General features: G+C 65.6%; 22 protein-coding genes. 7 read left to right on the forward strand and 15 right to left on the reverse strand.

From position 1 onward, the window contains the following. Positions 1-78 precede the first annotated feature (78 nt). The 4 genes from L3N39_RS18690 to aroC form a co-directional block, all read right to left on the reverse strand. Positions 79-288 (reverse strand): PLDc N-terminal domain-containing protein, encoded by a 210-nt coding sequence (locus tag L3N39_RS18690; protein WP_237258938.1) that lies wholly within the window; start codon positions 286-288, stop codon positions 79-81. Positions 289-433: 145 nt separating this feature from the next. Beyond that, complete coding sequence (locus tag L3N39_RS18695; protein WP_237258939.1) at positions 434-979, reverse strand: 1,2-dihydroxy-3-keto-5-methylthiopentene dioxygenase; 546 nt, start codon at positions 977-979, stop codon at positions 434-436. A gap of 81 nt (positions 980-1060) precedes the next feature. Continuing rightward, positions 1061-2209: an MFS transporter gene (locus L3N39_RS18700; protein ID WP_237258940.1), complete on the reverse strand. Its 1149-nt coding sequence runs from the start codon at positions 2207-2209 to the stop codon at positions 1061-1063. A gap of 74 nt (positions 2210-2283) precedes the next feature. Continuing rightward, a complete protein-coding gene (aroC, locus tag L3N39_RS18705; RefSeq protein ID WP_237258941.1) occupies positions 2284-3375 on the reverse strand; it encodes a chorismate synthase in 1092 nt (363 codons plus the stop codon). 137 nt (positions 3376-3512) lie between these two features. On the opposite strand from aroC, the gene L3N39_RS18710 reads away from it, so the two are divergent. Together L3N39_RS18710 and L3N39_RS18715 are read left to right on the forward strand one after the other, a co-directional pair. Then, on the forward strand, positions 3513-4475 hold the full coding sequence (locus L3N39_RS18710; RefSeq protein ID WP_237258942.1) for an alpha/beta hydrolase: 963 nt from the start codon (positions 3513-3515) through the stop codon (positions 4473-4475). A 59-nt stretch (positions 4476-4534) separates the two neighbouring features. Further along, a complete protein-coding gene (locus L3N39_RS18715) occupies positions 4535-5305 on the forward strand; it encodes a hypothetical protein (protein ID WP_237258943.1) in 771 nt (256 codons plus the stop codon). A gap of 6 nt (positions 5306-5311) precedes the next feature. Here the strand turns inward: L3N39_RS18715 and prmB are convergent, their stop codons facing one another. Continuing rightward, complete coding sequence (gene prmB, locus L3N39_RS18720) at positions 5312-6235, reverse strand: 50S ribosomal protein L3 N(5)-glutamine methyltransferase (RefSeq protein WP_237258944.1); 924 nt, start codon at positions 6233-6235, stop codon at positions 5312-5314. A gap of 245 nt (positions 6236-6480) precedes the next feature. On the opposite strand from prmB, the gene L3N39_RS18725 reads away from it, so the two are divergent. From L3N39_RS18725 to folE, 4 genes are all read left to right on the forward strand, one after another. Continuing rightward, entirely contained in the window at positions 6481-7077 is a 597-nt protein-coding gene (locus tag L3N39_RS18725; protein WP_237258945.1) for a cysteine hydrolase family protein, read from the forward strand. A 63-nt stretch (positions 7078-7140) separates the two neighbouring features. Next, positions 7141-7458 carry an LPXTG cell wall anchor domain-containing protein gene (locus L3N39_RS18730; protein ID WP_237258946.1) on the forward strand — a complete coding sequence of 106 codons (318 nt, stop codon included), beginning with the start codon at positions 7141-7143 and terminating at the stop codon, positions 7456-7458. Positions 7459-7528: 70 nt separating this feature from the next. Next, positions 7529-8095, forward strand: a complete 567-nt coding sequence (locus L3N39_RS18735; protein WP_237258947.1) for a Smr/MutS family protein — start codon at positions 7529-7531, stop codon at positions 8093-8095. Between the two features lie 96 nt (positions 8096-8191). Then, on the forward strand, positions 8192-8737 hold the full coding sequence (gene folE / locus L3N39_RS18740; RefSeq protein ID WP_237258948.1) for a GTP cyclohydrolase I FolE: 546 nt from the start codon (positions 8192-8194) through the stop codon (positions 8735-8737). Between the two features lie 38 nt (positions 8738-8775). Here the strand turns inward: folE and L3N39_RS18745 are convergent, their stop codons facing one another. After that, a complete protein-coding gene (locus L3N39_RS18745; RefSeq protein ID WP_237258949.1) occupies positions 8776-9378 on the reverse strand; it encodes a glutathione S-transferase family protein in 603 nt (200 codons plus the stop codon). Between the two features lie 32 nt (positions 9379-9410). Next, entirely contained in the window at positions 9411-10577 is a 1167-nt protein-coding gene (locus L3N39_RS18750; RefSeq protein WP_237258950.1) for an aminotransferase-like domain-containing protein, read from the reverse strand. Positions 10578-10656: 79 nt separating this feature from the next. Here L3N39_RS18750 and L3N39_RS18755 point away from each other — a divergent pair, with 79 nt between their 5' ends. Then, entirely contained in the window at positions 10657-11103 is a 447-nt protein-coding gene (locus tag L3N39_RS18755) for a MarR family winged helix-turn-helix transcriptional regulator (RefSeq protein ID WP_237258951.1), read from the forward strand. A gap of 88 nt (positions 11104-11191) precedes the next feature. Here the strand turns inward: L3N39_RS18755 and rpsA are convergent, their stop codons facing one another. The 8 genes from rpsA to mtnA form a co-directional block, all read right to left on the reverse strand. Continuing rightward, positions 11192-12874: a 30S ribosomal protein S1 gene (gene rpsA / locus L3N39_RS18760; RefSeq protein WP_237258952.1), complete on the reverse strand. Its 1683-nt coding sequence runs from the start codon at positions 12872-12874 to the stop codon at positions 11192-11194. A gap of 175 nt (positions 12875-13049) precedes the next feature. Further along, positions 13050-13733: a (d)CMP kinase gene (cmk, locus tag L3N39_RS18765; RefSeq protein ID WP_237258953.1), complete on the reverse strand. Its 684-nt coding sequence runs from the start codon at positions 13731-13733 to the stop codon at positions 13050-13052. Beyond that, positions 13730-15973, reverse strand: coding sequence for a bifunctional prephenate dehydrogenase/3-phosphoshikimate 1-carboxyvinyltransferase (locus L3N39_RS18770; RefSeq protein WP_237258954.1), 2244 nt, complete (start codon positions 15971-15973; stop codon positions 13730-13732). The genes cmk and L3N39_RS18770 overlap by 4 nt, the downstream gene beginning before the upstream one ends. Continuing rightward, positions 15970-17079, reverse strand: a complete 1110-nt coding sequence (gene hisC / locus L3N39_RS18775; protein WP_237258955.1) for a histidinol-phosphate transaminase — start codon at positions 17077-17079, stop codon at positions 15970-15972. The genes L3N39_RS18770 and hisC overlap by 4 nt, the downstream gene beginning before the upstream one ends. A gap of 79 nt (positions 17080-17158) precedes the next feature. Beyond that, positions 17159-18256, reverse strand: a complete 1098-nt coding sequence (gene pheA / locus L3N39_RS18780) for a prephenate dehydratase (RefSeq protein ID WP_237258956.1) — start codon at positions 18254-18256, stop codon at positions 17159-17161. Then, positions 18256-19341 carry a 3-phosphoserine/phosphohydroxythreonine transaminase gene (gene serC, locus L3N39_RS18785; RefSeq protein ID WP_237258957.1) on the reverse strand — a complete coding sequence of 362 codons (1086 nt, stop codon included), beginning with the start codon at positions 19339-19341 and terminating at the stop codon, positions 18256-18258. Before serC ends, pheA begins: the two co-directional genes overlap by 1 nt. Before the next feature lie 81 nt (positions 19342-19422). Next, a complete protein-coding gene (gene gyrA / locus L3N39_RS18790; RefSeq protein WP_237258958.1) occupies positions 19423-22212 on the reverse strand; it encodes a DNA gyrase subunit A in 2790 nt (929 codons plus the stop codon). A 113-nt stretch (positions 22213-22325) separates the two neighbouring features. Continuing rightward, a complete protein-coding gene (mtnA, locus tag L3N39_RS18795; protein ID WP_237258959.1) occupies positions 22326-23402 on the reverse strand; it encodes an S-methyl-5-thioribose-1-phosphate isomerase in 1077 nt (358 codons plus the stop codon). Positions 23403-23549: the final 147 nt, after the last annotated feature.

A 23549-nucleotide genomic window follows, 5' to 3' on the forward strand; every position in this document is an offset into this window, starting at 1 on the left:
GCTCCTGGAAGGCATGGTTGGTCGCACTTCCAGAATTCCGGGTATGCCCCGGATGAACAACCTACTGAGAGATCACATCTAGCGCCGGATCTCGCCGCTTGCGTCAGGCCGGTTGCCGCGCGGCCCCATGATCCCCCAGAGGATCAGGCCGAGCACCGGAAGGATGAGGATGAGCAGCACCCAGAGCACTTTCTTGCCGCCCGTGGCGTCGCTGCGAACGATGCTGACGATGGCCCAGATATCCAGCAGCAGGATGATCAGGCCGAGGATTCCGCCGAAGGCATCCATAAGGGTCACTCCCCTTCAGAAGGTTCGTAATTAGGATGCCAGGGCGGCTGCAGGGTTCAGTCGCAGGGCCACTGCCGCCCGCTGGCCCCGGCGCAACCGTCCATGCGCCGATGAGCGGGCAACTGGGCACGGCCCTGCCCGAGTATCAGTCCTCCAGGCGCGGGAAGCGCCCGGCGATGTCCTCGCCGGTGTACTGCGCGGCCCAGCCCTCGGGATTGTTGAACAGGCGGATCGCGACGAAATGCGGTTCCTCGCCCATGTCGAACCAGTGGCGGGTGCCCGCCGGTACCGAGATCAGGTCGTTCTTCTCGCACAGCACGGCGTAGACCATGGCGCCGATGTGCAGGGTGAACAGCCCGCGCCCGGCGACGAAGAAGCGCACCTCGTCCTCGGCATGGCGGTGCTCGTCGAGGAACTTCGCGCGCAGCTCGGCCCTCTGCGGGTGGTCGCGGGTAATACTGAGGACATCGACCGCGACGTAGCCGCATTCGCCCATCAGCTTGTCGATCTGCGGACGATAGGCGGCGATCACCTCGTCCTGGCTGGCGCCGGCGGCGATCGGGGCGCTGGCTGCCCAGCGCTCCAGCTGCACGCCGACATCGGCCAGGGTGCTGGCGATGTCCTCGAGGTGGGTCAGGACCTTGAGCGGCTGCTCCGGGTGGTCTTCGTGGTAGACGCTGAGGACGCTCATGCTAGTGCTCCGATGGTGTCAGGTGCCCGATGGGTGGTTGCAGTTCGGCCTCGAGAGGCGCCAGGCTCGGCAGCGTGGCGTTCATGCCGGCTGCTCCTGCAAACGAACCGCGATGATGAGGGCCGCGGCCAGCGCGGCCAGGCTGGCGAGCGCAAAGGTCCAGGCCGCGCCCAGGCTGTTCCAGCTGTAGCCGGCGTACAACGCGCCCAACGCACCGCCGATGCCGGCGAGCGAGGCATACAGCGCCTGGCCCTGGCCCTGCTGGCGCGGGCCGAAGCTGCGCTGGACGAAATGGATGGCCGCGGCATGGAAGCTGCCGAAGGTCGCCGCGTGCATCAGCTGGGCGACCAGCAGCACCGCGAGGTGCTCGGCGAGCGTGCCGAGCAGCAGCCAGCGCAGCGCCGCCAGCAGGAAGCTCGCCAGCAGGATGCGGCGCAGGCTGAAGCGCTCCAGAAGCCGCGCCATGCCGAGGAACAACAGGATCTCGGCGACCACGCCCAGCGCCCACAGCATGCCGATGGTGCCGCGTGCATAGCCCAGCGACTCCAGGTGGATGCTGAGGAAGGTGTAGTACGGGCCATGCGACAGCTGCATCAGCCCCACCGCCAGGTAGAAGGCCAGCACCGGCGGGCGCAGCAGCTGGCGCAGGAAGCCCCCCTCACCCACCGTGCCGTCCTGGCCATGCGGGCGGGCATTGGGTACCCAGGCGCTGCTCAGGACGATACCGAGCATCACCAGCATCACCAGGTGCGGGTAGTAGTCCAGGCTCAGCCGCTCGAAGCCCTGCCCCAGCCCGACCACCGCGACGATGAAGCCGATGCTGCCCCACAGGCGGACCTGGCTGTAGCGCGCGGCCTGGCGATGCAGGTGCGCCAGGGTGATGACCTCGAACTGCGGCAGCACCGCGTGCCAGAAGAAGGCATGCAAAGCCATCACCAGGGCCAGCCAGGCGAAGCTCTTGTCGAGGAAGATCAGGCCGAAGGAAGCCAGGGTGCACAGGGCGCCGAGGCGCACGATCTCCAGCCGCCTGCCGGTGGCATCGCCCAGCCAGCCCCAGAGGTTCGGCGCGACGCAGCGCATCAGCATCGGGATGGCGATCAGCTCGCCGATGCGCTCGGCACCGAAGCCCAGATGGTCGAAATACAGCGCCAGGAACGGGGCCGTCGCGCCAAGCAGCGCGAAATAGAAGAAGTAGAACCCCGAAAGGCGCCAGTACGGCAGGGCTGTCATGAACGGCAAGCTTCAGGCGGCAAATGGAGTCGTTGCTGCCACGCGCTTGCCGCGTTCGGCTTGCGACTGGTCGCTCACAGCTGCCCCAGGACCGGCGTGGCGACGCGCACCTCGGCATTCTGCGCGCGATGACGCAGCAGGTGGTCCATCAGCACGATGGCCATCATCGCCTCGGCGATCGGCGTGGCACGGATGCCGACGCAAGGGTCGTGGCGGCCCTTGGTGATCACCTCCACCGGGTTGCCGTCGACATCGATCGAGCGCCCCGGCGTGGTGATGCTGGAGGTGGGCTTGAGCGCCAGGTGGGCAATGATCGGCTGACCGGAGGAAATGCCGCCGAGGATGCCGCCGGCGTTGTTGGACAGGAACCCCTCGGGGGTCAGCTCGTCGCGATGCTCGGTGCCACGCTGGGCAACGCTGGCGAAGCCGGCGCCGATCTCCACGCCCTTGACCGCGTTGATGCTCATCAGCGCATGGGCCAGTTCGGCATCGAGGCGGTCGAAGATCGGCTCGCCGAGGCCGGGCATCACGCCTTCGGCGACCACGGTGATCTTCGCGCCAACCGAATCCTGGTCGCGGCGCAGCTGGTCCATGTAGGCCTCGAGTTCCGGCACCTTGTCCGGGTCGGGACTGAAGAAGGCGTTCTCTTCCACCGAATCCCAGGTCTTGAACGGGATCTCGATCGGGCCGAGCTGGCTCATGTAGCCGCGCACGACGATGCCCTGGGTCGCCAGGTACTTCTTGGCGATGGCGCCGGCGGCCACGCGCATGGCGGTCTCGCGCGCCGAGCTGCGGCCGCCGCCGCGGTAGTCGCGGATGCCGTACTTGTGGTGGTAGCTGTAGTCGGCGTGGGCCGGGCGGAACAGGTCCTTGATCGCCGAATAGTCCTTGGACTTCTGGTCGGTATTGCGGATCAGCAGGCCGATCGGGCAGCCGGTGGTCTTGCCTTCGAACACGCCGGAGAGGATTTCCACCTCGTCGGCTTCCTGGCGCTGGGTGGTGTGGCGGCTGGTGCCGGGCTTGCGACGGTCGAGGTCGCGCTGCAGGTCTTCGGCCGACACGTCCAGCCCCGGCGGGCAGCCGTCGACGATGGCGACCAGCGCCGGACCATGGCTCTCGCCAGCGGTGGTGACGGTGAACAGCTTGCCGTATGTGTTGCCGGACATGCAGGGGCTCCGCGATCGACCAAGACAAAGGGCCGAGAGTATACCTGAGCGGCGGCCGCTTTCGCCGCTTCGCTTCCTGGCGGCGAGCGGCGAAGATGTCCGCTGCCACGCCCGAAAATCACTTTCCGGATCTGTCCATGCGCCTGTTGCTCCTGCTTGCCCTGCTGCTGTCCCCGGCCTTCGCCCAGGCCCGCCTGCTGCTCAGCGAACCGGTCAGCCTGGCTACGCCGAGCGGGCAGCTGTCGGGCACCCTGCTGGTGCCGCACAGCAAGGCGCCCGTGCCCGTGGCCCTGCTGGTCGCCGGGTCCGGCCCCACCGACCGCGACGGCAACAACCCGCTGGCGCACACCGACAACCTCCGCAAGCTGGCCGTCGCCCTGGCCGAGATGGGCGTGGCCAGCCTGCGCTACGACAAGCGTGGCGTCGGCCGCAGCCTGGACGCCGGCCGCGACGAGCGCAGCCTCAGCCTCGAGCGCTATGTCGAGGACCTGCGGGCCTGGAGCGAGCAGCTGCGTCGCGACCCGCGCCTTGGCCGGCAGATCCTCATCGGCCACAGCGAAGGCGCACTGGTCGCCAGCCTGGCGGCGCCGCGCACCGAAGCCGCGGCGCTGATCAGCATCGCCGGCAGCGGACGGCCGATCGCCCGGCTGCTGCGCCAGCAGTTGCAGGGCAAGCTGCCGCCGGCGCTGCTCGCCCATGCCGGCTACCTGATCGATGAGCTCGAAGCAGGCCGTATCCATCCGGTAGTACCCGACGAGCTGATGGTATTGCTGCGGCCGAGCGTGCAGCCCTATCTCGTCTCGCTGTTCCGCCAGGATCCCGCCGAGGCCTTTGCCCAGGTGCAGGTGCCGGCGCTCATCGTCCAGGGCAGCCGCGACGTGCAGGTCGGCCTGGATGACGCCCGCGCCCTGCACCGCGCCCGCCCGCAAGCCGAACTGGCGATGATCGACGGCATGAACCACGTCCTGCGCATCGTCGGGCCAGCCAGCGACGATCCGCTGATCTCGTACAACCAACCGGAACTGCCGCTGGCGCCCGAGTTGCTCGGGCATATCGAGGCATTCCTGCAGCGTAATGGCCTGTTGCCAGCCTCGAGTTAGCCCGTCGCCTGCCGATATGTGCCCAGCAGCCTTTTTTGCACAAAGGCCTGGGGATCAGGATGAGCGAGCCAACCACCACCACCGTCGACAGCGCCAGTCCACCCAAGCACCCCTGGGCCGAACTGGGGGCCGAGCGTTTCGAGCTGCTGCGCCTGGCGCCGCTGCCGACCGAGCGCGAGCTGGGGCCACGACCGCTGCGCTTCGTCGAGCTTGGCCAGGTCGAGCGCCACAGCCAGCAGCAGAGCCTGCTGCGACTCTACGTGCAGGTGCCCGGCCAGCCGCGTAGCCGCCGGCAGAACCTGCTCGAGGTGTGGGCCGACCATCGCAGCAAGGAGATTCGCTTCGGCCCTGACAGCGGCCTGCAGCTGGACCCGGCCAATCGCGGGCTTGGCCGCTTCCTGCTGGCGCGAGCCATCGGCTGGGCGCAGAAGCGCTGGTCGCACTATCTGGTCGAGGGCGCCGCACTGCCGGGCGAAGCGTTGAGCGACGAGCAGCGCCTGCGCCGCGACCACTGCCTGCTCACCCAGGGGTTCGATGTGCATTACCCGCAGGAACGCGGGGCGCGGCCAAGCTACAGCGCGCCGCGGGTGAGCGCGCTGCGCGCCGACTGGAACCAGGAGAAGGTCCAGCTCATCAGCCTGGACGATGCCGCCGCGATGCTCGAGCAGGCCGACCGCAACCTGCTGGCGCAGCAGGGCCAGATCGCCCAGTTGCAGCAGCGCATCGGCCGGCTGCGCCGCGAAGACGGCGCCCTGCGCTTCACCATCGTCTGTCTGATCGCCTTCGCGCTGTTCCAGGCCGGCCTGCTGATCTGGATGGCGACGCGCTGACCCGGCTCAGCGCGCCTTGATCCGCTGGCGGAACAGCGCCTGGTAGTCCCGGCACTGCTGCGCCGCGAGGAGGAACACGCCATGCCCGCCGTGCTGGAACTCCAGCCAGGTGAAGTCCACCTCCGGGTACAGCGCCTGTACATGCACCTGGCTGTTGCCCACCTCGACCACCAGCACACCGTCTTCGCTCAGGTGATCGGCCGCCTCGGCGAGGATGCGCCGCACCAGATCCAGCCCATCGGCACCACAGGCCAGGCCCAGTTCCGGCTCGTGCTGGTATTCCTCCGGCATGCCGGCGAAATCCTCGGCATCGACGTAGGGCGGGTTGGACACGATCAGATCGAAGCGCTGGCCCGGCAGCCCGTCGAAGCCGTCGCTCTGCACCGTGTAGACCCGCCCTTCCAGTTCGTGCTGCTCGATGTTGCGGTTGGCGACTTCCAGGGCGTCGAAGGACAGGTCCGCCAGCACCACTTCGGCATCCGGGAATTCGTAGGCACAGGCGATGCCGATGCAGCCCGAGCCGGTGCACAGGTCGAGGATGCGTGCCGGCGTCTTCGGCAGCCAGGGCGCGAAGTGCCGCTCGATGTACTCGGCGATCGGCGAGCGCGGGATCAGCACGCGCTCGTCGACGATGAACGGCAGCCCGCAGAACCAGGCCTCGCCGAGCAGGTAGGCGGTCGGCACCCGTTCCTCGATGCGCCGGCGCAGCAGCGCGTTCAGCTGCTGGCATTCGTCCTCCTCGAGGCGGCAGTCGAGGTAGGCATCGGCCATCTCCCAGGGCAGGTGCAGGGCACCGAGCACCAAAAGGCGCGCATCGTCCCAGGCATTGTCGGTGCCATGGCCGAAGAACAGCTGCTGCTCGTGGAAGCGGCTGACGGCCCAGCGGATGTAGTCACGCAACGTGGTCAGGCGCGAAGGCGAAGCGGTCACGGCGGCATCTCCCGGAAAAAGTCCGGCAGTTTAACAGCGACCCCGGGCACCCGCGAGGACGCCACCGGGCAGGCCCGAGCCTTTGGAACACCAGCTGCCGCTCCTGTAAATGCCCCTATAGACACCTGCGCGCGCGCCGTGGGGCCTGTACGCTTCGCTCCCCTCGCGGCGGCATGCGCACCGACGGTTCACAACGCCGGCCCGGCGCGCCACAATCAGCCCCCTCATTGAACAAGGAGTCGGCAATGACCAAGCCACAGACCATGCTTCAGCTCAGTGGCCGCAGCTACGCACCCGCAACCCTGGCCAATGCCACCCTGCTGGTCATCGACGTACAAGAGGAATACCGCAGCGGCGTCCTGGCACTGCCCGCGCTGGATCGCGCCCTGCCCGAGATCACCCGCCTGCTGGAAGCAGCCCGCGCAGCCGGCACCCCGATCGTGCACGTGCACCACCTCGGCATTTCCGGCGGCCTGTTCGATCCGCAGGGCTTTCGCGGGCAGATCATGCCCGAGGCCGCGCCGCTGGCCGGCGAGCATGTCGTCGCCAAGCGCCTGCCCAACGCCTTCGCCGGCACCGACCTGCACGACCTGCTGCAGAACCACGGTCGCCTCGACCTGATCGTCTGCGGTTTCATGACCCACTCGAGCATCAGCACTACGGTGCGCGCAGCGAAGGACTACGGTTACCGCTGCACCCTGGTCGACAGTGCCTGCGCCACGCGCGACCTGCCGATGGGTGACGGCAGCATCGATGCCGAGCAGGTGCACCGCATGGAGATGACCATCCTGGCCGACAATTTCGCCGTCTGCGTACCGGATACCACCGCGCTCGTGCGCTGACATCGAATCGCCGACGCGACCGTCGGCGCTCGGGCCACAGCCCCACTCTGGAGGCCATGTGCATTGAAGCTGTCCGACAATTTCGACGCCCGCCGCCTGCGCCCGCGCCGCCCACGCCAACCCTGGCGGCGCCTGGCCCAGCTCATCGCCGCCCTGCTCGGCCTGGCCGGGCTCCTGCTGCTTGGCAGCGGCCTGGCACAACTGGCCGGCCTGGCGCCGGCCGGGCTGTCCGGTGAACTCGACGACGCCAGCACCTGGTTCCTGGCCTTCGGCCTGGCATTGCTGCTGGCCGGCCTGCTGCTCGGACGCCGCTGCCGCCGGCGCAGCCGAGGGCCGGGCGAGCTCAGCATGGCTCCCGGCCTGCTGAAGAAGCGCCCGTGAACGCCAGCCCTGCGCCGGCGCATCCGCCGCGGCAATTGCGCTAAACTCGGCGGCCGTTGCGGAGAGCCTTATGCAAGACGATCAAGACGACGACTTCTCCCTGTTCAAGGCCGCGGTGCGCGGCGTCAAGCCGATCAGCCATGACCGGGCCGACACCGGCAAGCCCCGCGGCAACCGCCAGCAGATCGCCGAGCGCCGTGCCAATGCCAGCGTGGCGAGCGAACAGACGCGCATCGACGGGCTGTCCGACCAGTTCGTCATCGACGTCGGTGCCGAGGACGAGCTGTACTGGGCGCGCGACGGCGTGCAGGAAGGCCAGATGCGCAAGCTCAAGGCCGGCCAGATCCCCTTCGAGGGCAGCCTCGACCTGCATGGCCTGAGCGTGGAAAAGGCCCGACAGCAACTCTGGGACTTCATCGCCGAGGCCAATCGCTTCGAGATCCGCTGCGTGCGCGTGACCCACGGAAAGGCCGCGCGCCTGGATGGCAAGCGGCCGCTGATCAAGAGCCACGTCAACACCTGGCTGCGCCAGCATCCTCAGGTGCTCGGCTTCGCCTCTTGCCTGCCGCGCCACGGCGGCACCGGCGCCCTCTACGTCATGCTCAAGCGCACCATGCTCGACGGGCGCGACGAGTGAAGCGCCAGGCAGCCGGCATCGACACGGCGCTTGCCAGCAGAACGGTCGCCGCCTACCCTTCGCGTTTGCTCTGCCATGAGACCCACAGGTAGCTCGATGTCACTGGAACACAACTACACGCAGATCCTCACCCAGCTCGGCGAGGACGTCACCCGCGAAGGGCTGGTCGACACGCCCAAGCGCGCCGCCAAGGCCATGCAGTACCTGTGCAAGGGCTACCAGCAGACGCTCGAGGAAGTCACCAACGGCGCCCTGTTCAGCTCCGACAACAGCGAGATGGTGCTGGTCCGGAACATCGAGCTGTATTCGCTGTGCGAGCATCACATGCTGCCGTTCATCGGCAAGGCGCACGTCGCCTACCTGCCTGCCGGCAAAGTGCTCGGCCTGTCGAAGGTGGCGCGGATCGTCGACATGTACGCCCGCCGCCTGCAGATTCAGGAGAACCTCACGCGCGAGATCGCCGAGGCGGTCCAGCAGGTCACCGGTGCCGCCGGCGTGGCCGTGGTTATCGAAGCGCAGCACATGTGCATGATGATGCGCGGCGTCGAGAAGCAGAACTCCTCGATGGTCACCTCGGTGATGCTCGGCCAGTTCCGCGACAACGCCGCCACCCGCAGCGAGTTCCTCGGCCTGGTCAAGTAACCGACCGCCTCACCGCTCATGCGCAGCGCACGAGCCCCTCAGTCGAACATCCCCACGTGCCGCGGATGGCTGGCCACCCGGTCCAGCCAGCCGCGGATGGCCGGATAGCCGTCGAGATCGAAGCCTCCTTCCGGCGCCACATGGGTGTAGGCGTACAGCGCCACGTCGGCGATCGAATAGGTGTCCCCCACCAGGTAGGGCGTACGCAGCAGCTGCTGCTCCATCACGTCCAGGGCGTGGTAGCCGTCGAACAGCCGGGCCTCGTACTCGGCCCGGCGCTCGTCGGTCAGCCCCAGGTAGACCTTGATGTAGCGCGCCAGGGCGATGTACGGCTCGTGGCTGTACTGCTCGAAGAACTGCCACTGCAGCACCTGGGTACGCAGGCGCGGGTCGCCGGGCAGGAACTCGCTGCCCTCGGCGAGGAAGTTGAGAATCGCATTGGACTCCCACAGGCAGCTGCCATCCTCCAGTTCCAGCACGGGGATCTTGCCGTTGGGATTCTTCTTCAGAAACGCCTCGGAGCGCGTCTCCCCGCGCAGGATGTTGACCGGAACCCACTCGTAGGGTTGCTGCAAGAGGTGCAGCATCAGCTTGACCTTGTAGCAATTGCCCGACCGGTAATCGCCATACACCTTGTACATGACACCCTCCAGCCCCGTGGCCTGAACCGCCGCTATGCCGCCTCTGCCGCCTGCGCCTGGCGCACCACCGCCGCCAGGCGGCGCAATCCCTCGCCCAGCCGTTCGGGGGCGACATGGCTGAAATTCAGCCGCAGATAGCCAAGATTGCGCTCCGGCTCGACGAAGAACGGCTCGCCCGGCATGAACACCACATCCTCGGCCAACGCCGGACGCAGCAAGGTGCGCGTATCCAGTGGCTGCTTCAGCGCCAGCCAGAAGAACAAACCACCCTGCGGGATCTCCCAGGTCGCCAGGTCGGCGAAATGCTCGACCAGCGCCGCCTGCATGGCATCGCGTCGGCTGCGATAGAAATCGCGCAGCGCCTGCAGATGGTCCTGATAGGCCTGCGTACCGAGCCACTGCAGGGCCTGCCACTGGCCGATCCGGTTGGTATGCAGGTCGGCGCACTGCTTGAGCCTGAGCAGGTAGGGAAACAGATCCGGCGAGGCAATCAGGTAGCCGACGCGCAACCCCGGAAGCAACGTCTTGGACACGGTTCCGGTGTAGATCCAGCTGGCCTTGCACAGGCGGCTGACGATCGGCCGGGCGCTACCCTCGTCGAACACCAGCTCGCGGTAGGGCTCGTCCTCGAGCAGCGTGACACCGAACTCGTCGAGCAGCGCCGCCACCGCATCGCGCTTGGCCTCGCTGTAGCGCACGCCGGACGGATTCTGGAACGTCGGAATCAGGTAGGCGAATGCCGGCCGGTGCCGCTCCAGCCGGGCACGCAGGTCATCGAGGCAAGGGCCGTCGGCCTGCTGCGCCACTGCCAGGCAGTCCGCGCCGAACAGCTGGAACGACTGCAGCGCGGCCAGATAGGTCGGCGCCTCCACCAGCACCTCGGTGCCCGGATCGATGAACAGCTTGGAGGCCAGGTCGAGCGCCTGCTGCGAGCCGCTGACGATCAATACCTGACTGGCCTCGCAGGCGACGCCGAGCGCCCGCGCCTGGGCGGCAATCGTTTCGCGCAGCTCCGGCTCGCCCTCGCTCATGCCGTACTGCCCCATGCTGGCCGGCAGCGCAGCCCAATCGACACTGGGCAGCATCGGCTCGGCCGGCAAGCCACCGGCGAAAGACATGACTTCCGGGCGCTGGGCCGCGGCGAGGATTTCACGGATCAGCGAGCTTTTCAGGCGATCGATGCGTTCGGAGAAAGCCATTTCGGTACCGGTGCAGAGGAATGGAAAATAAGTCAAACTTGTTGACCGAAATTACGCCTCAGTGGATTAATACGTCAATATGCCTGACCTAAAAAAAAGCACTACGCAACGGCAGATCATGGAGACCTTCTTCCTCGGCTACCAGGCATTCACCGCCAAGCCCGACGAGATCCTGGCCCGCCGCGGCCTGTCCCGCGTGCATCACCGGATCCTCTTTTTCATCGGCAGCTATCCCAACCTGAACGTGAAGGAGCTGCTCGGTTATCTGGGCGTGAGCAAGCAGGCACTGAACATTCCGCTGCGCCAGCTGATCGAGATGCATCTGGTGGAGAGCCAGCCGGCCGAGGACGACAAGCGCAAGCGCATCCTGCGCTTCACCGCCGAGGGCGCCAAGCTGGAGCAGCAGCTGCGCCGCGAACAGGTACGGCTGCTGGAAAAGGTCTTCGCCGAGATCGGCGAACAGGCCGTGGCAGACTGGCTGACGGTCAACCAAGCCCTGGCCGAACGAGGCCACAAGCATCGCTGAAGGGCCAGGCAACGCGGACGACAAACGCAAGGCACAAAAAAGGGCGAACCGAAGTTCGCCCTTTTTCGTTCAGGAGGAAAGCAGAAACTTAGTTCTGGTTTTCCATCTGGGCACGGATCAGGTCACCAATGGTGGTCGGACCGGTGCTTTCGACTTCCTGCTTGCTGCGCAGCTGGTTCATCGCGTCCTTCTCGTCCTCGACATCCTTGGACTTGATGGACAGGTTGATGACGCGGGACTTGCGATCGATGTTGATGATCTTGGCCTCGACCTCGTCACCTTCCTTCAGCACGTTGCGCGCGTCTTCGACGCGGTCGCGGCTGATTTCGGAAGCCTTGAGGGTGGCTTCGATATCGTTGCCCAGGTCGATGACCGCGCCCTTGGCGTCAACTTCCTTCACGGTGCCACGGACGATGCTGCCCTTGTCGTTCAGGCTGACATAGCTGGAGAACGGATCGTCTTCCAGTTGCTTGATGCCCAGGGAGATGCGCTCGCGCTCCGGATCGACGGAGAGGATGACGGTTTCCAGCTCGTCGCCCTTCTTGAAGCGGCGGACGGCTTCTTCACCCGGCTCGTTCCAGGAGATGTCCGACAGGTGAACCAGACCGTCGATACCACCGTCCAGGCCGATGAAGATACCGAAATCGGTGATCGACTTGATGGTGCCGGAGATGCGGTCGCCCTTGTTGAACTGAGCGGAGAAGTCTTCCCACGGGTTGGACTTGCACTGCTTGATGCCCAGGGAGATGCGACGACGCTCTTCGTCGATGTCCAGAACCATGACTTCCACTTCGTCGCCGACCTGAACGACCTTCGACGGGTGGATGTTCTTGTTGGTCCAGTCCATTTCGGAAACGTGCACCAGGCCTTCGACACCCTCTTCCAGCTCGGCGAAGCAGCCGTAGTCGGTGAGGTTGGTGACGCGCGCCTGAACGCGGGTACCTTCCGGGTAACGGGCCTTGATGGCAACCCACGGATCTTCGCCCAGCTGCTTGAGACCCAGCGATACGCGGTTGCGCTCGCGGTCGAACTTCAGCACCTTGACGTCGATCTCGTCGCCAACGTTGACGATCTCGGACGGGTGCTTGATGCGCTTCCAGGCCATGTCGGTGATGTGCAGCAGACCATCGACGCCGCCCAGGTCAACGAACGCACCGTAGTCGGTGAGGTTCTTGACGATACCCTTGACCTGCTGGCCTTCCTGCAGGGATTCCAGCAGGGCTTCGCGCTCGGCGCTGTTCTCGGCTTCCAGCACGCTGCGGCGGGAAACGACAACGTTGTTGCGCTTCTGGTCCAGCTTGATGACCTTGAACTCGAGTTCTTTGCCTTCCAGGTGAGTGGTGTCGCGCACCGGACGGACATCGACCAGCGAACCCGGCAGGAACGCGCGAATGCCGTTGATATCGACGGTAAAGCCACCCTTGACCTTGCCGTTGATGATGCCCTTGACCACTTCTTCGGCAGCGAAAGCCGCTTCCAGAACAATCCAGGATTCCGCGCGCTTGGCTTTTTCACGGGACAGCTTGGTTTCGCCGAAGCCATCTTCCACCGCGTCCAGAGCAACGTGGACCTCGTCACCCACCTTGATGGTCAGCTCGCCCTGCTCGTTGTAGAACTGCTCGACCGGGATGACGCCCTCGGACTTGAGGCCGGCATGAACGGTGACCCAGTCACCATCGATGTCGACCACGATGCCGGTGATGATGGCACCGGGCTGCATGTCGAGGGATTTCAGGCTTTCTTCAAAAAGTTCTGCGAAGCTTTCGCTCATGTTGATTCCTGCTGTTTTTGGGACGGCCGAGCCGCCCAATCTCCACACCCCAGATAGCGTGGGTTCATTCATATAAAAAAAGGCCTGCGGGACAGGATCTGGTCTCCCGCATGCCTCCTTGTCAACAGGCTGCGCGGTGATGCGCAACCTGTTCGATCGCCTTTCGGCGTTCCGTTCAGGACAGATGCCGCCGGGCGGCCTCGTCCAGTATGCATTCGAGCACCTGCTCGATGGAGAGCGAGGTGGAGTCGAGTTCGACGGCATCATCTGCCGGCTTCAACGGCGCCACCGCACGCTGGGTATCGCGCTCATCGCGCGCCCGTATCTCCTCAAGAAGACTCGCGAGATTAACATCATCGCCGCGGGCCTTCAACTGCAGGAAGCGCCTGCGGGCACGCTCCTCCGCGCTGGCGGTGAGGAAGATCTTGAGCGGCGCGTCGGGGAACACCACGGTGCCCATGTCGCGACCGTCCGCCACCAGACCGGGCGCCTGGCGAAAGGCCTGCTGGCGCTGCAGCAAGGCCTGGCGTACGGCGCCGAGTGCCGCCACGCGCGAGGCGCCGGCACCGACGGCCTCGTTGCGAATCGCCTCGCTCACATCCTCGCCTTCGAGCGTGATGGCGCCCTGCCCGGCCGCCGCGCCGCCGAAGCGCACGTCGAGCGCGCCCGCCAACGTCGCCAGCGCGCCTTCGTCATCGAGCGACACGCCGTGCTTGCCGGCCGCGAGGGCCAGCAGCCGGTAGAGTGCACCGGAATCGAGGAACTGCCAGCCGAGCCGCTCGGCAAGCAATGCCGCCACGGTCCCCTTGCCGGAACCGCTCGGCCCGTCGATGGTGATGACCGGCGCCAGGGCAGTCATGCGTCGCCCTCCGTCTGTACGCGCATGCCGGCACGCTGGGCCAGCGCCAGGAAGTTGGGAAACGAGGTCGCGACGTTCGCGCAATCGTGGATGCGGATCGCACCGCGGGCGCGCAATGCGGCCACGCTGAAGGACATCGCGATGCGGTGATCCCCGTGGGCCCACACCTCGCCACTGCCGAGCGCCCCGCCCTCGATGACGATGCCGTCGGGCGTCGGCTGCGCCTGGATACCCAGCGTGGCCAGGCCGTCGGCCATCACCTGGATACGATCCGATTCCTTCACCCGCAGCTCCTCGGCGCCACGCAGCGTGGTACGCCCTTCGGCGCAAGCGGCGGCGATGAAGAGTACCGGGAACTCGTCGATGGCCAGCGGCACCAGCGCCTCGGGAATATCGATGCCCCTGAGTTTCGCCGCGCGGACGCGGATGTCGGCAACCGGCTCGCCGCCCACTTCACGCTGGTTGGCGAGGCTGATATCGGCCCCCATCAACCTGAGAATCTCGATGACGCCGATCCGCGTCGGGTTGATCCCCACGTGCTCGAGGGTGATATCGGAACCCTCGGCAATGCTCGCCGCGACCATGAAGAAGGCCGCCGAGGAGATGTCCGCCGGCACTTCGATGCGAGTGGCGTGCAGCTTGTGACCAGGCTCGACGGTCACGGTGCTGCCATCCACCTTCACCGGATAGCCGAAGCCACGCAGCATGCGCTCGGTATGGTCGCGCGTCGGGGCAGGCTCGGTGACCGAGGTCGCGCCTTGCGCATAGAGCCCTGCCAGGAGCAGGCAGGACTTGACCTGCGCACTGGCCATCGGCATCTCGTAGTGCATGCCCTTGAGCGGCTGGCCGCCATGGATGGTGAGCGGCGGACGCCCTTCGGGAGCGGTATCGATGCTGGCGCCCATCTCGCGCAGCGGCTTGGCCACCCGGTTCATCGGTCGCTTGGACAGCGAGGCGTCGCCGGTGAGCACCGTATCGAACGGCTGCGCCGCAAGCAGGCCGGACAGCAGGCGCATGGACGTGCCGGAATTACCCATGTACAGCGGGCCGGCCGGCGCCTTCAGCCCGTGCAGCCCGACGCCATGCACGGTGACGCGGCCCTGCTGCGGGCCTTCGATGACCACCCCCATGTCGCGAAACGCCTGGAGCGTGGCCAGCGCATCCTCGCCCTCGAGGAAGCCCTCGACCTCGGTGGTGCCTTCGGCCAGCGAGCCGAGCATGATCGAACGATGGGAGATGGACTTGTCGCCCGGTACGCGCAGATGGCCGCTCAGGCTGCCACCCGGCTGGGCCGTGAAGATCAGATCTTTGGAATGCATAACGTCCACATAGGCCCTGCGAGCCAGTATTTTGCTGAAATGTTCCCGGGCAGCCCTGGCGCGCGTGAACACACCCAGCAGCCGATGCCCGTCCCGCTGATCCACCGCCTCGCGCAGTGCATCGAGGTCGGCGCGGAAATCATCGAGTGTATGCAGCACCGCTTCCCGGTTGGCAAGGAAGATGTCGTGCCACATGACCGGATCGCTGCCGGCGATGCGGGTGAAGTCGCGAAAGCCGCCGGCAGCGTAGCGAAAGATCTCGAGATTCTCGTGGCGCCGGGCGAGCGAGTCCACCAGCCCGAAGGCCAGCAGGTGCGGCAGGTGGCTGGTCGCCGCGAGCACCTCGTCGTGATGCGCGACCTCCATGTGCTCGACATGCGCGCCGAGCGTGACCCAGAGTTGATGGACCAGCTCGAGTGCCTGCGGCTCGGTATGCGCAAGCGGCGTGAGGATCACCTTGTGGCGGCGGAACAGCTTGCCGTCGGCCGCCGTGACGCCGCTCTGCTCGGAGCCGGCGATCGGGTGGCCGGGCACGAAGCGTCCCGGCATGCGACCGAACACCTGCTCAGCGCGACGCACGACGTTGCCCTTGGCGCTGCCGACATCGGTCAGCACGGCCTGGCCGAGATCGAGCCGCGCCAGTTGCTCGAGCAGGCGCTCCATGGCCAGGATCGGCACGGCCAGCTGGATTACATCCGCGCCCTGGCAGGCGGCTTCCAGCGAATCGGCACAACGGTCGACCACGCCAAGCTCTACCGCCAGTTCCCGCGAGCGGACATCGAGATCGAAGCCCACCACCTCGCGGCAGGCCCCGCTCTCGCGCAGCCCCTTGGCGAACGAGCCACCGATCAGGCCCAGGCCGATGACGACGAGACGTTCGACGATCGGCGCGACCGCCAACGGATCGCGGACGTCGCTCACCGGGCCAGTACCTTGCGCAAGGCTTCGAGCAGGCGCGCGTTTTCCGCTTGCGTGCCGATCGAGATACGCAGGAAGGTGGGCATGCCGTAACCGGCGACCGGGCGCACGATCACGCCTTCGCGTAGCAGTGCCTGATCGATTGGCGCAGCGTCACGCGCGAAATCCACCGCAATGAAGTTGCCTCGCGAGGGAATCCATTCGAGCCCGAGCGCGGCGAAGCCCTCTTCCAGCTGGCGCATGCCGCGGCTGTTGGCCTCTCGGCTCGCCGCGAGGTACTCGGTGTCGTCCAGCGCCGCGCAGGCCGCGGCCAGTGCCAGGCTGTTGACGTTGAACGGCTGGCGGACCCGGTTGAGCACATCGGCTATCTGCGCCGAGGAGATCGCATAGCCCACGCGCAACGCGGCAAGACCGTAGGCCTTGGAAAAGGTGCGTGAGACCAGCAGGTTCGGGTGGGCCTGCAGGAAGGTCATGCCATCGGGCAGCTCGCCACCTTCGGCGTACTCGATGTAGGCCTCGTCGAGCACCACCAGGACATCCTGCGGAACCTGCGCAAGGAAGCGGGCGAGCGCTTCGCTGTCGAACCAGGTGCCGGTTGGGTTGTTCGGGTTGGCGATGAACACCACGCGCGTCTGCTGGTCGATGGCCGCCAGCATCGCGTCCAGATCGTGCCCCCAGTCGCGTGCGGGGACGACCTTGCCGAGGGCACCGACGGCCTGGGTAACGATGGGGTAGACCGCGAAGGCATGGGCACTGAAGACGGCATTCAGCCCCGGCGCCAGGTAGGCCCGCGCCACCAGTTCGAGGACATCGTTGGACCCGTTGCCCAGGGTGACCTGAGCGGCCGCGACCGCATAACGGGCAGCCAGGCGCTGCTTGAGCTCGAAGCCATTGCCGTCCGGGTAGCGGGTCAGCTCGGGCAGCTCGGCACGGATCGCCTCGAGCACGCGCGGGCTGGGCCCGAGCGGGTTCTCGTTGCTGGCCAGCTTGACGATGCCGGCCGGGTCGAGATCCAGCTCGCGTGCCAGTTCATCGACCGGCTTGCCCGGCACGTAGGGAGAAAGCTGTTGCACACCTGGCTGCGCCAGGGCGAGAAAATCACACGACATAGCAAAAAGCCTCGAGCGGTAGGCCGCAAGCCAGAAACCACAACCAGCTGCATGCAGCTTGAGGCTTGCGGCAGGCGGTTCAGAGAACCGCTTTCGGATAGGACCCCAGCACCTTCAACGCCACCGCCTCCTGGGCGATCTTCTCCAGCACGTCCTTGATCAGCGGATCCTGGTGATGCCCCAGGAAATCGATGAAGAAAACGTAGGTCCACTTGCCGCTACGCGAGGGACGCGTCTCGATCCGGGTAAGATCGATGCCGTTGGAATTGAAGTGCACGAGCAACTCGTGCAGCGCGCCTGGTTTGTTGCGCATCGACACGATGATCGAGGTCTTGTCATCGCCGGTTGGCGGTACTTCCTGGTTGCCGATGATGAGAAAGCGTGTCGAGTTGTCCGGACGGTCCTCGATCTTCTCGGCCAGCTTGGTCAGCTCGTACAGCTTGGCGGCCATATCACCGGCGATGGCCGCCGAATTCCACTCGCTCTTGACCCGCCTTGCGGCATCGGCGTTGCTCGAGACCGCCACGCGCTCGACGTTCGGGTAGTGCGAGTCGAGCCACTTGCGGCACTGCGCAAGCGACTGCGCATGGGAGTAGATCCGGGTGATGCGGTCGGTCTTGGTCGTCTCGCCCACCAGCAGGTGGTGGTGGATGCGCAGCTCGACCTCCCCGCAGATGACGATGTCGTGTTCGAGGAAGCTGTCGAGGGTATGGCTGACAGCGCCCTCGGTGGAGTTCTCCACCGGGACCACGCCGAAATTCACCGCGCCGGCGACCACCTCGCGGAACACCTCGTCGATTGCCGCCATCGGCTGGCTGATCACCGAGTGGCCGAAATGCTTGAGCGCCGCGGCCTGGGAGAAGGTGCCCTCCGGCCCCAGGTAGGCCACCCGCAAAGGCTGCTCGAGCGCCAGGCAGGAAGACATGATCTCGCGGAACAGCCGGGCAATCTCCTCGTTGTCCAGCGGTCCCTTGTTCAGCTCCATGATGTGCTTGAGCACCCAGGCTTCGCGCTCGGGGCGATAGAACACCGGCTTTTCGCCTTCGGCGAGCGACGCGGTCTTGACCCGGGCCACTTCCTGGGCGCACCGGGCACGTTCGCTGATCAGTTCGAGAATCTTCTCGTCCAGGTTGTCGATGCGCACCCGCAAGGCCTTCAACTGATCCGCGTCGCTCATCAGCCGTGCTCCTTCTCGAATTCGCCCATGTAGGCGACCAGCGCTTCGACGGCATCCAGGCCGACCGCGTTGTAGATCGAAGCACGCATGCCACCCACCGACCGGTGCCCCTTCAGATTGAGCAGGCCGCGGGCATCGGCGCCGGCAAGAAACGCCTTGTCCAGTCGTTCATCGGCCAGGCGAAAGGGTACGTTCATCCAGGAGCGCGCATTCGGCGCGATCGGATTGCTGTAGAAGCCACTGGCGTCGATGAAGCGGTACAGCAGGTCTTTCTTGGCCCGGTTGCGCGCTTCCATCGCTTCGACCCCGCCCTGCTCCTTGAGCCACTCGAAGACCAGGCCGGCGAGGTACCAGGAGAAGGTCGCGGGCGTGTTGTACATCGAGCCGTTGTCGGCGGCGATCTTGTAGTCGAGCATGGTCGGGCAGCTGCTGCGCGCGCGCCCGAGCAAGTCTTCGCGGACAATGACCACCACCAGCCCGGACGGGCCGATGTTCTTCTGCGCGCCAGCATAGATGAGGCCGAAACGCGACACGTCGATGCGCCGCGAGAGGATGTCGGAAGACATGTCGACCACCAGCGGCGTCTCGCCGACATCGGGGATCCAGTCGAACTGCAGGCCACCGATGGTTTCGTTGCTGGCGTAGTGCAGGTAGGCGGCATTATCGCTCAGGCGCCACTCGTTCTGCCCCGGGATCGAGAAATAGTCGTAGCCCTTGGCACTGGCGGCGAGGTTCACGCTGCCGAAGCGGCGCGCCTCCTCCAGGCTCTTGCGCGACCAGATACCGGTGTCGACGTAGTCGGCCACACCGTCTTCGGGCAGCAGGTTCAGCGGGATCTCGGCAAACTGCTGGCTGGCACCGCCCTGCAGGAAGAGCACGCGATAGTTGTCCGGAATCTCCAGCAGGTCACGCAGGTCCTGCTCGGCCTTGCTGGCGATGGCCACGTAGTCGTCGCTGCGATGGCTCATTTCCATGACCGAAAGGCCCTTTCCCTGCCAGTCCAGCAGTTCTGCCTGGGCTCGCTCCAGGACGTCCGTGGGAAGCGCAGCCGGACCTGCGCAGAAATTGAAAGCGCGTTTGCTCACGTCGTTCACTCTCGAAATGGGAACCAGCTTTGGAATATCCAGCCACCCGCAAGGCCCCGGGACAGGGCCTTGCGGTTCACCTCAGTCTTCGTCGTCGGTCGGCACCACGTCCGGCGGCACATCGCCGCCACCGCCCAGCAGTTCGTCCTCGTCAGGCTCGGTGCTGATGACTGGCAGTTCCTTCTCCAGCGCATCCCCGTCGATAAGGGCCTCGATGTCTTCGAGTACCTCTTCCTCCGAAGGCTCCTGCACACGCTCGAGCCCGACCAGATGCTCGCCCTTGCCCAGCTTGATCAAGGTCACGCCCTGGGTATTGCGCCCCAGCGAGGACACCTCGGCGACACGGGTGCGCACCAGCGTACCCTGGTCGGAGATGAGCATGATCTCCTCGCCGTCCTGCACCTGGATCGCGCCTACCAGCCTGCCGTTGCGCTCGCTGGTGACCATGGCGATCACGCCCTGGCCACCCCGGCCACGCTGAGGATACTCGCTGATCGGCGTGCGCTTGCCGTAGCCATGCAGGGACGCGGTGAGGATCTGCGCCTCGGGCTCTGGGATGATCATGGAAATCAGCTGCTGACCATCCTGCAGCCGCATGCCCCGCACGCCACGCGCCGTACGGCCCATGGTGCGCACGTGGCCCTCCTTGAAGCGGATCACCTTGCCAGCATCGGAGAACAGCATGACCTCGCGGCTGCCATCGGTGATCGCTGCGGCGATCAGCGTATCGCCCTCCTCCAAGCGCAGGGCGATCAGGCCGCTACTGCGCGGCCGGGCGAACTGCACGAGTGGTGTCTTCTTCACGGTGCCGTTAGCCGTGGCCATGAAGATGAATGCGCCGCTGGCAATTTCCTCGGCAGATTCCTCGCCTTCGTCGAGGTCCTCGATTTCGTCCTGCTCGATGACATCTTCCAGCTCGTCGCCTTCGGCGGCCTGCTGACGCAACGCCTCCAGATCGACCTGCAGCATGGCGGTGATGCGCTCGCCTTCATCCAGCGGCAGCAGGTTGACCAGCGGTCGGCCGCGGGAAGTCCGCGATGCCTCGGGAATCTCGTAGGTCTTGAGCCAGTAGACCTTGCCCTTGCTGGAGAACAGCAGCAGCGTCGTGTGGCTGTTGGCGACCAGCAGGTGTTCGACGTAGTCCTCTTCCTTCACCCCGGTTGCCGCCTTGCCGCGCCCGCCACGACGCTGAGCCTGATAGGCCGCCAGCGGCTGGGACTTGGCGTAACCACCATGGGAGATGGTGACGACCCGCTCCTCTTCGGTGATCAGGTCCGCCAGGGTGAGGTCCAGGCGCGACTCCAGGATCTCGGTACGCCGCGCATCGCCAAAGTCACGCTTGACGCCTTCGAGCTCCTCGCGGATCACCTCCATCAGGCGCACCGGATCGGTAAGGATGCGAATCAGCTCGCCGATCTGACCGAGGATCTCCTGGTACTCGGCCAGCAGCTTCTCGTGCTCGAGTCCGGTCAGGCGATGCAGGCGCAGGTCGAGAATGGCCTGGGCCTGTTCGGGCGACAGGAAATAGCGTCCGTCACGCAGGCCGTACTGCGCATCCAGGCCCTCCGGCCGGCAGTTTTCCGCACCGGCGCGCTCGACCATCGCTTCCACCGCGGAAGATTCCCACGGTGTGGCGACCAGCGCCTCCTTGGCTTCGGCCGGCGTCGGCGAGGCCTTGATCAGGGCGATGACCGGATCGATGTTGGACAGCGCGACAGCCTGGCCTTCGAGGATATGCCCGCGCTCGCGGGCCTTGCGCAGCTCGAAGACTGTCCGCCGGGTCACCACCTCACGCCGGTGGCGAACGAAGGCCTCGAGCAGCTCCTTCAGATTCAGCGTACGCGGCTGGCCATCGACCAGGGCCACCACGTTGATACCGAACACGCTTTGCAGTTGGGTCTGGGCGTAGAGATTGTTCAACACAACCTCGGGAACCTCACCGCGGCGCAGTTCGATCACCACGCGCATGCCGTCCTTGTCGGACTCGTCGCGCAGCTCGGTGATGCCCTCGATCTTCTTTTCCTTGACCAGCTCGGCGATCTTCTCGATCAGCCGTGCCTTGTTCAGCTGGTACGGCAGTTCGGTGATGACGATCTGCTGGCGACCGCCAACCTTGTCGATATCCTCGATCTCGGCACGTGCGCGAATGTAGATTCGCCCGCGTCCGGTTCGATAAGCCTCGATGATCCCGGCGCGGCCATTGATGATCCCGGCAGTCGGGAAATCCGGCCCGGGGATGAAGCGCATCAGCTCGTCGATGCTGATCTCGGGGTTCTCGATCAGGGCAAGGCAGCCATCAATCACTTCGCCCAGATTGTGCGGCGGGATGTTGGTCGCCATCCCCACGGCAATGCCGCTGGAACCGTTGACCAGCAGGTTCGGAACCTTGGTGGGCATGACGGCGGGAATCTGTTCGGTACCGTCGTAGTTGGGCACCCAGTCAACCGTTTCCTTGTCGAGATCGGCCAGCAGCTCGTGCGCGAGCTTGGCCATGCGAACCTCGGTGTAACGCATCGCTGCCGCGCTGTCGCCATCGACCGAACCGAAGTTGCCCTGGCCGTCGACCAGCATGTAGCGCAGCGAGAAGGGCTGCGCCATCCGGACTATGGTGTCGTATACGGCCGAATCACCGTGCGGGTGATACTTACCGATGACATCGCCAACGACACGCGCGGACTTCTTGTACGGCTTGTTCCAGTCGTTGCCCAGTTCGCTCATGGCATACAGCACACGACGGTGAACGGGCTTCAGACCGTCGCGCGCATCCGGCAGCGCACGGCCAATGATTACGCTCATCGCGTAATCGAGGTAAGACTGTTTGAGCTCGTCTTCGATATTGACCGGGAGGATTTCTTTGGCCAGTTCGCCCATGGAAAGCTGGTTCCTTTTAGTCAGCGAGGTCCTGCGATAAGCGCGGAATGGTACCACAGCTCACTGCCACAAGCGCTAAACGAGCGCCTGGACGGCCCCTTTGAGCAAGCGTCTCAGTGCAGCCGACTACGGCTCATCAGCCGGGCCAATTTGTCGGCCGTGGGCCTTTCGACCACACCTTTCTCGGTGACGATCGCATCGATCAGGTCGGCTGGAGTGACATCGAATACAGGATTGAACACCGGCACATCGGCAGCCACTCTCTGACCGGCGAGTTCGAGGAGTTCGATAGCCGGGCGCTCCTCGAGTGGAATGTCGTCACCGGTTTCCATCGCCATATCGAAGGAAGAACTCGGCGCGACGACCATGAAGCGCACACCGTGGTGCATGGCCAACACGGCCAGTTGGTAGGTACCGATCTTGTTCGCCACATCGCCATTGGCAGTGATGCGGTCAGCCCCGACAACCACCCAGCTGATCGAACGCGTCTTCATCAAATGCGCGGCGGCGGCGTCAGCATTCAGCACGACCGGGACGCTTTCGTTGGCCAGTTCCCAGGCGGTGAGCCGTGCGCCCTGCAGCCATGGCCGGGTCTCGTCGGCATAGACCCTTTCCACCAACCCATCGAGGTGCGCGGCCCGAATGACACCCAGGGCAGTACCGAACCCACCGGTTGCCAGAGCCCCGGTATTGCAGTGCGTCAGGAAACTCTGTTCCGCCGAATTGAACTTGCGGATGAGCTCCACACCGAACTGCGCCATGGCCAGGTTGGCTTCGCGGTCACTTTGATGGATCGCTACGGCCTGAGCCTCGAGTGCCGCGAGGGCATCCTCTCCCGGCTTGAGCCGAGCCAGGCGCTCACGCATCTGCCCCAAAGCCCAGGCCAGGTTCACCGCCGTGGGGCGCGAGCCAGCCAGAATCGCAAAATCCTCATCCAGGGCCGCACGCCAGTCGCCGCCTCGATTCAAGCGCTCGCGCAGCCCCAGTACCACCCCATAGGCCGCACTGATGCCAATCGCAGGCGCGCCTCGAACCACCATGGCCCGAATCGCCTGCGCAACGCTTGCCGCACTATCAAAACGCTGCCATACGACCTGCAAAGGCAATTGCCGCTGATCCAGCAAACACAGATGGTCGCCACGCCACTCGATGGACGTGGTCTTTTCCGCGGCCAGCAGGCGCTCGCGCATTACGCAACCTCTCGACTCAAAAGTGCTCGATTATATGCTCCGCGCCTGCACAACGGCGTGCTATTCGCATGCGCGGTAGCCGACGTTGCTTGAGGTACTCGGCCTGTCGCCTGGACGACACTAGTTTTTCGCGCCCAAAGACAAACC

Source organism: Pseudomonas oligotrophica (genome assembly GCF_021726475.1).
In the GTDB taxonomy this organism is placed as follows: Bacteria; Pseudomonadota; Gammaproteobacteria; order Pseudomonadales; family Pseudomonadaceae; genus Stutzerimonas; species Stutzerimonas oligotrophica.

Bases quoted from the DNA above. Each gene is read 5' to 3' on its own strand.
- L3N39_RS18690 (WP_237258938.1), bottom strand. From the start codon at position 288: ATGGATGCCTTCGGCGGAATCCTCGGCCTGATCATCCTGCTGCTGGAT.
- L3N39_RS18695 (WP_237258939.1), bottom strand. From the start codon at position 979: ATGAGCGTCCTCAGCGTCTACCACGAAGACCACCCGGAGCAGCCGCTC.
- L3N39_RS18700 (WP_237258940.1), bottom strand. From the start codon at position 2,209: ATGACAGCCCTGCCGTACTGGCGCCTTTCGGGGTTCTACTTCTTCTAT.
- aroC (WP_237258941.1), bottom strand. From the start codon at position 3,375: ATGTCCGGCAACACATACGGCAAGCTGTTCACCGTCACCACCGCTGGC.
- L3N39_RS18710 (WP_237258942.1), top strand. From the start codon at position 3,513: ATGCGCCTGTTGCTCCTGCTTGCCCTGCTGCTGTCCCCGGCCTTCGCC.
- L3N39_RS18715 (WP_237258943.1), top strand. From the start codon at position 4,535: ATGAGCGAGCCAACCACCACCACCGTCGACAGCGCCAGTCCACCCAAG.
- L3N39_RS18725 (WP_237258945.1), top strand. From the start codon at position 6,481: ATGACCAAGCCACAGACCATGCTTCAGCTCAGTGGCCGCAGCTACGCA.
- L3N39_RS18735 (WP_237258947.1), top strand. From the start codon at position 7,529: ATGCAAGACGATCAAGACGACGACTTCTCCCTGTTCAAGGCCGCGGTG.
- folE (WP_237258948.1), top strand. From the start codon at position 8,192: ATGTCACTGGAACACAACTACACGCAGATCCTCACCCAGCTCGGCGAG.
- L3N39_RS18745 (WP_237258949.1), bottom strand. From the start codon at position 9,378: ATGTACAAGGTGTATGGCGATTACCGGTCGGGCAATTGCTACAAGGTC.
- L3N39_RS18750 (WP_237258950.1), bottom strand. From the start codon at position 10,577: ATGGCTTTCTCCGAACGCATCGATCGCCTGAAAAGCTCGCTGATCCGT.
- L3N39_RS18755 (WP_237258951.1), top strand. From the start codon at position 10,657: ATGCCTGACCTAAAAAAAAGCACTACGCAACGGCAGATCATGGAGACC.
- rpsA (WP_237258952.1), bottom strand. From the start codon at position 12,874: ATGAGCGAAAGCTTCGCAGAACTTTTTGAAGAAAGCCTGAAATCCCTC.
- cmk (WP_237258953.1), bottom strand. From the start codon at position 13,733: ATGACTGCCCTGGCGCCGGTCATCACCATCGACGGGCCGAGCGGTTCC.
- hisC (WP_237258955.1), bottom strand. From the start codon at position 17,079: ATGTCGTGTGATTTTCTCGCCCTGGCGCAGCCAGGTGTGCAACAGCTT.
- pheA (WP_237258956.1), bottom strand. From the start codon at position 18,256: ATGAGCGACGCGGATCAGTTGAAGGCCTTGCGGGTGCGCATCGACAAC.
- gyrA (WP_237258958.1), bottom strand. From the start codon at position 22,212: ATGGGCGAACTGGCCAAAGAAATCCTCCCGGTCAATATCGAAGACGAG.
- mtnA (WP_237258959.1), bottom strand. From the start codon at position 23,402: ATGCGCGAGCGCCTGCTGGCCGCGGAAAAGACCACGTCCATCGAGTGG.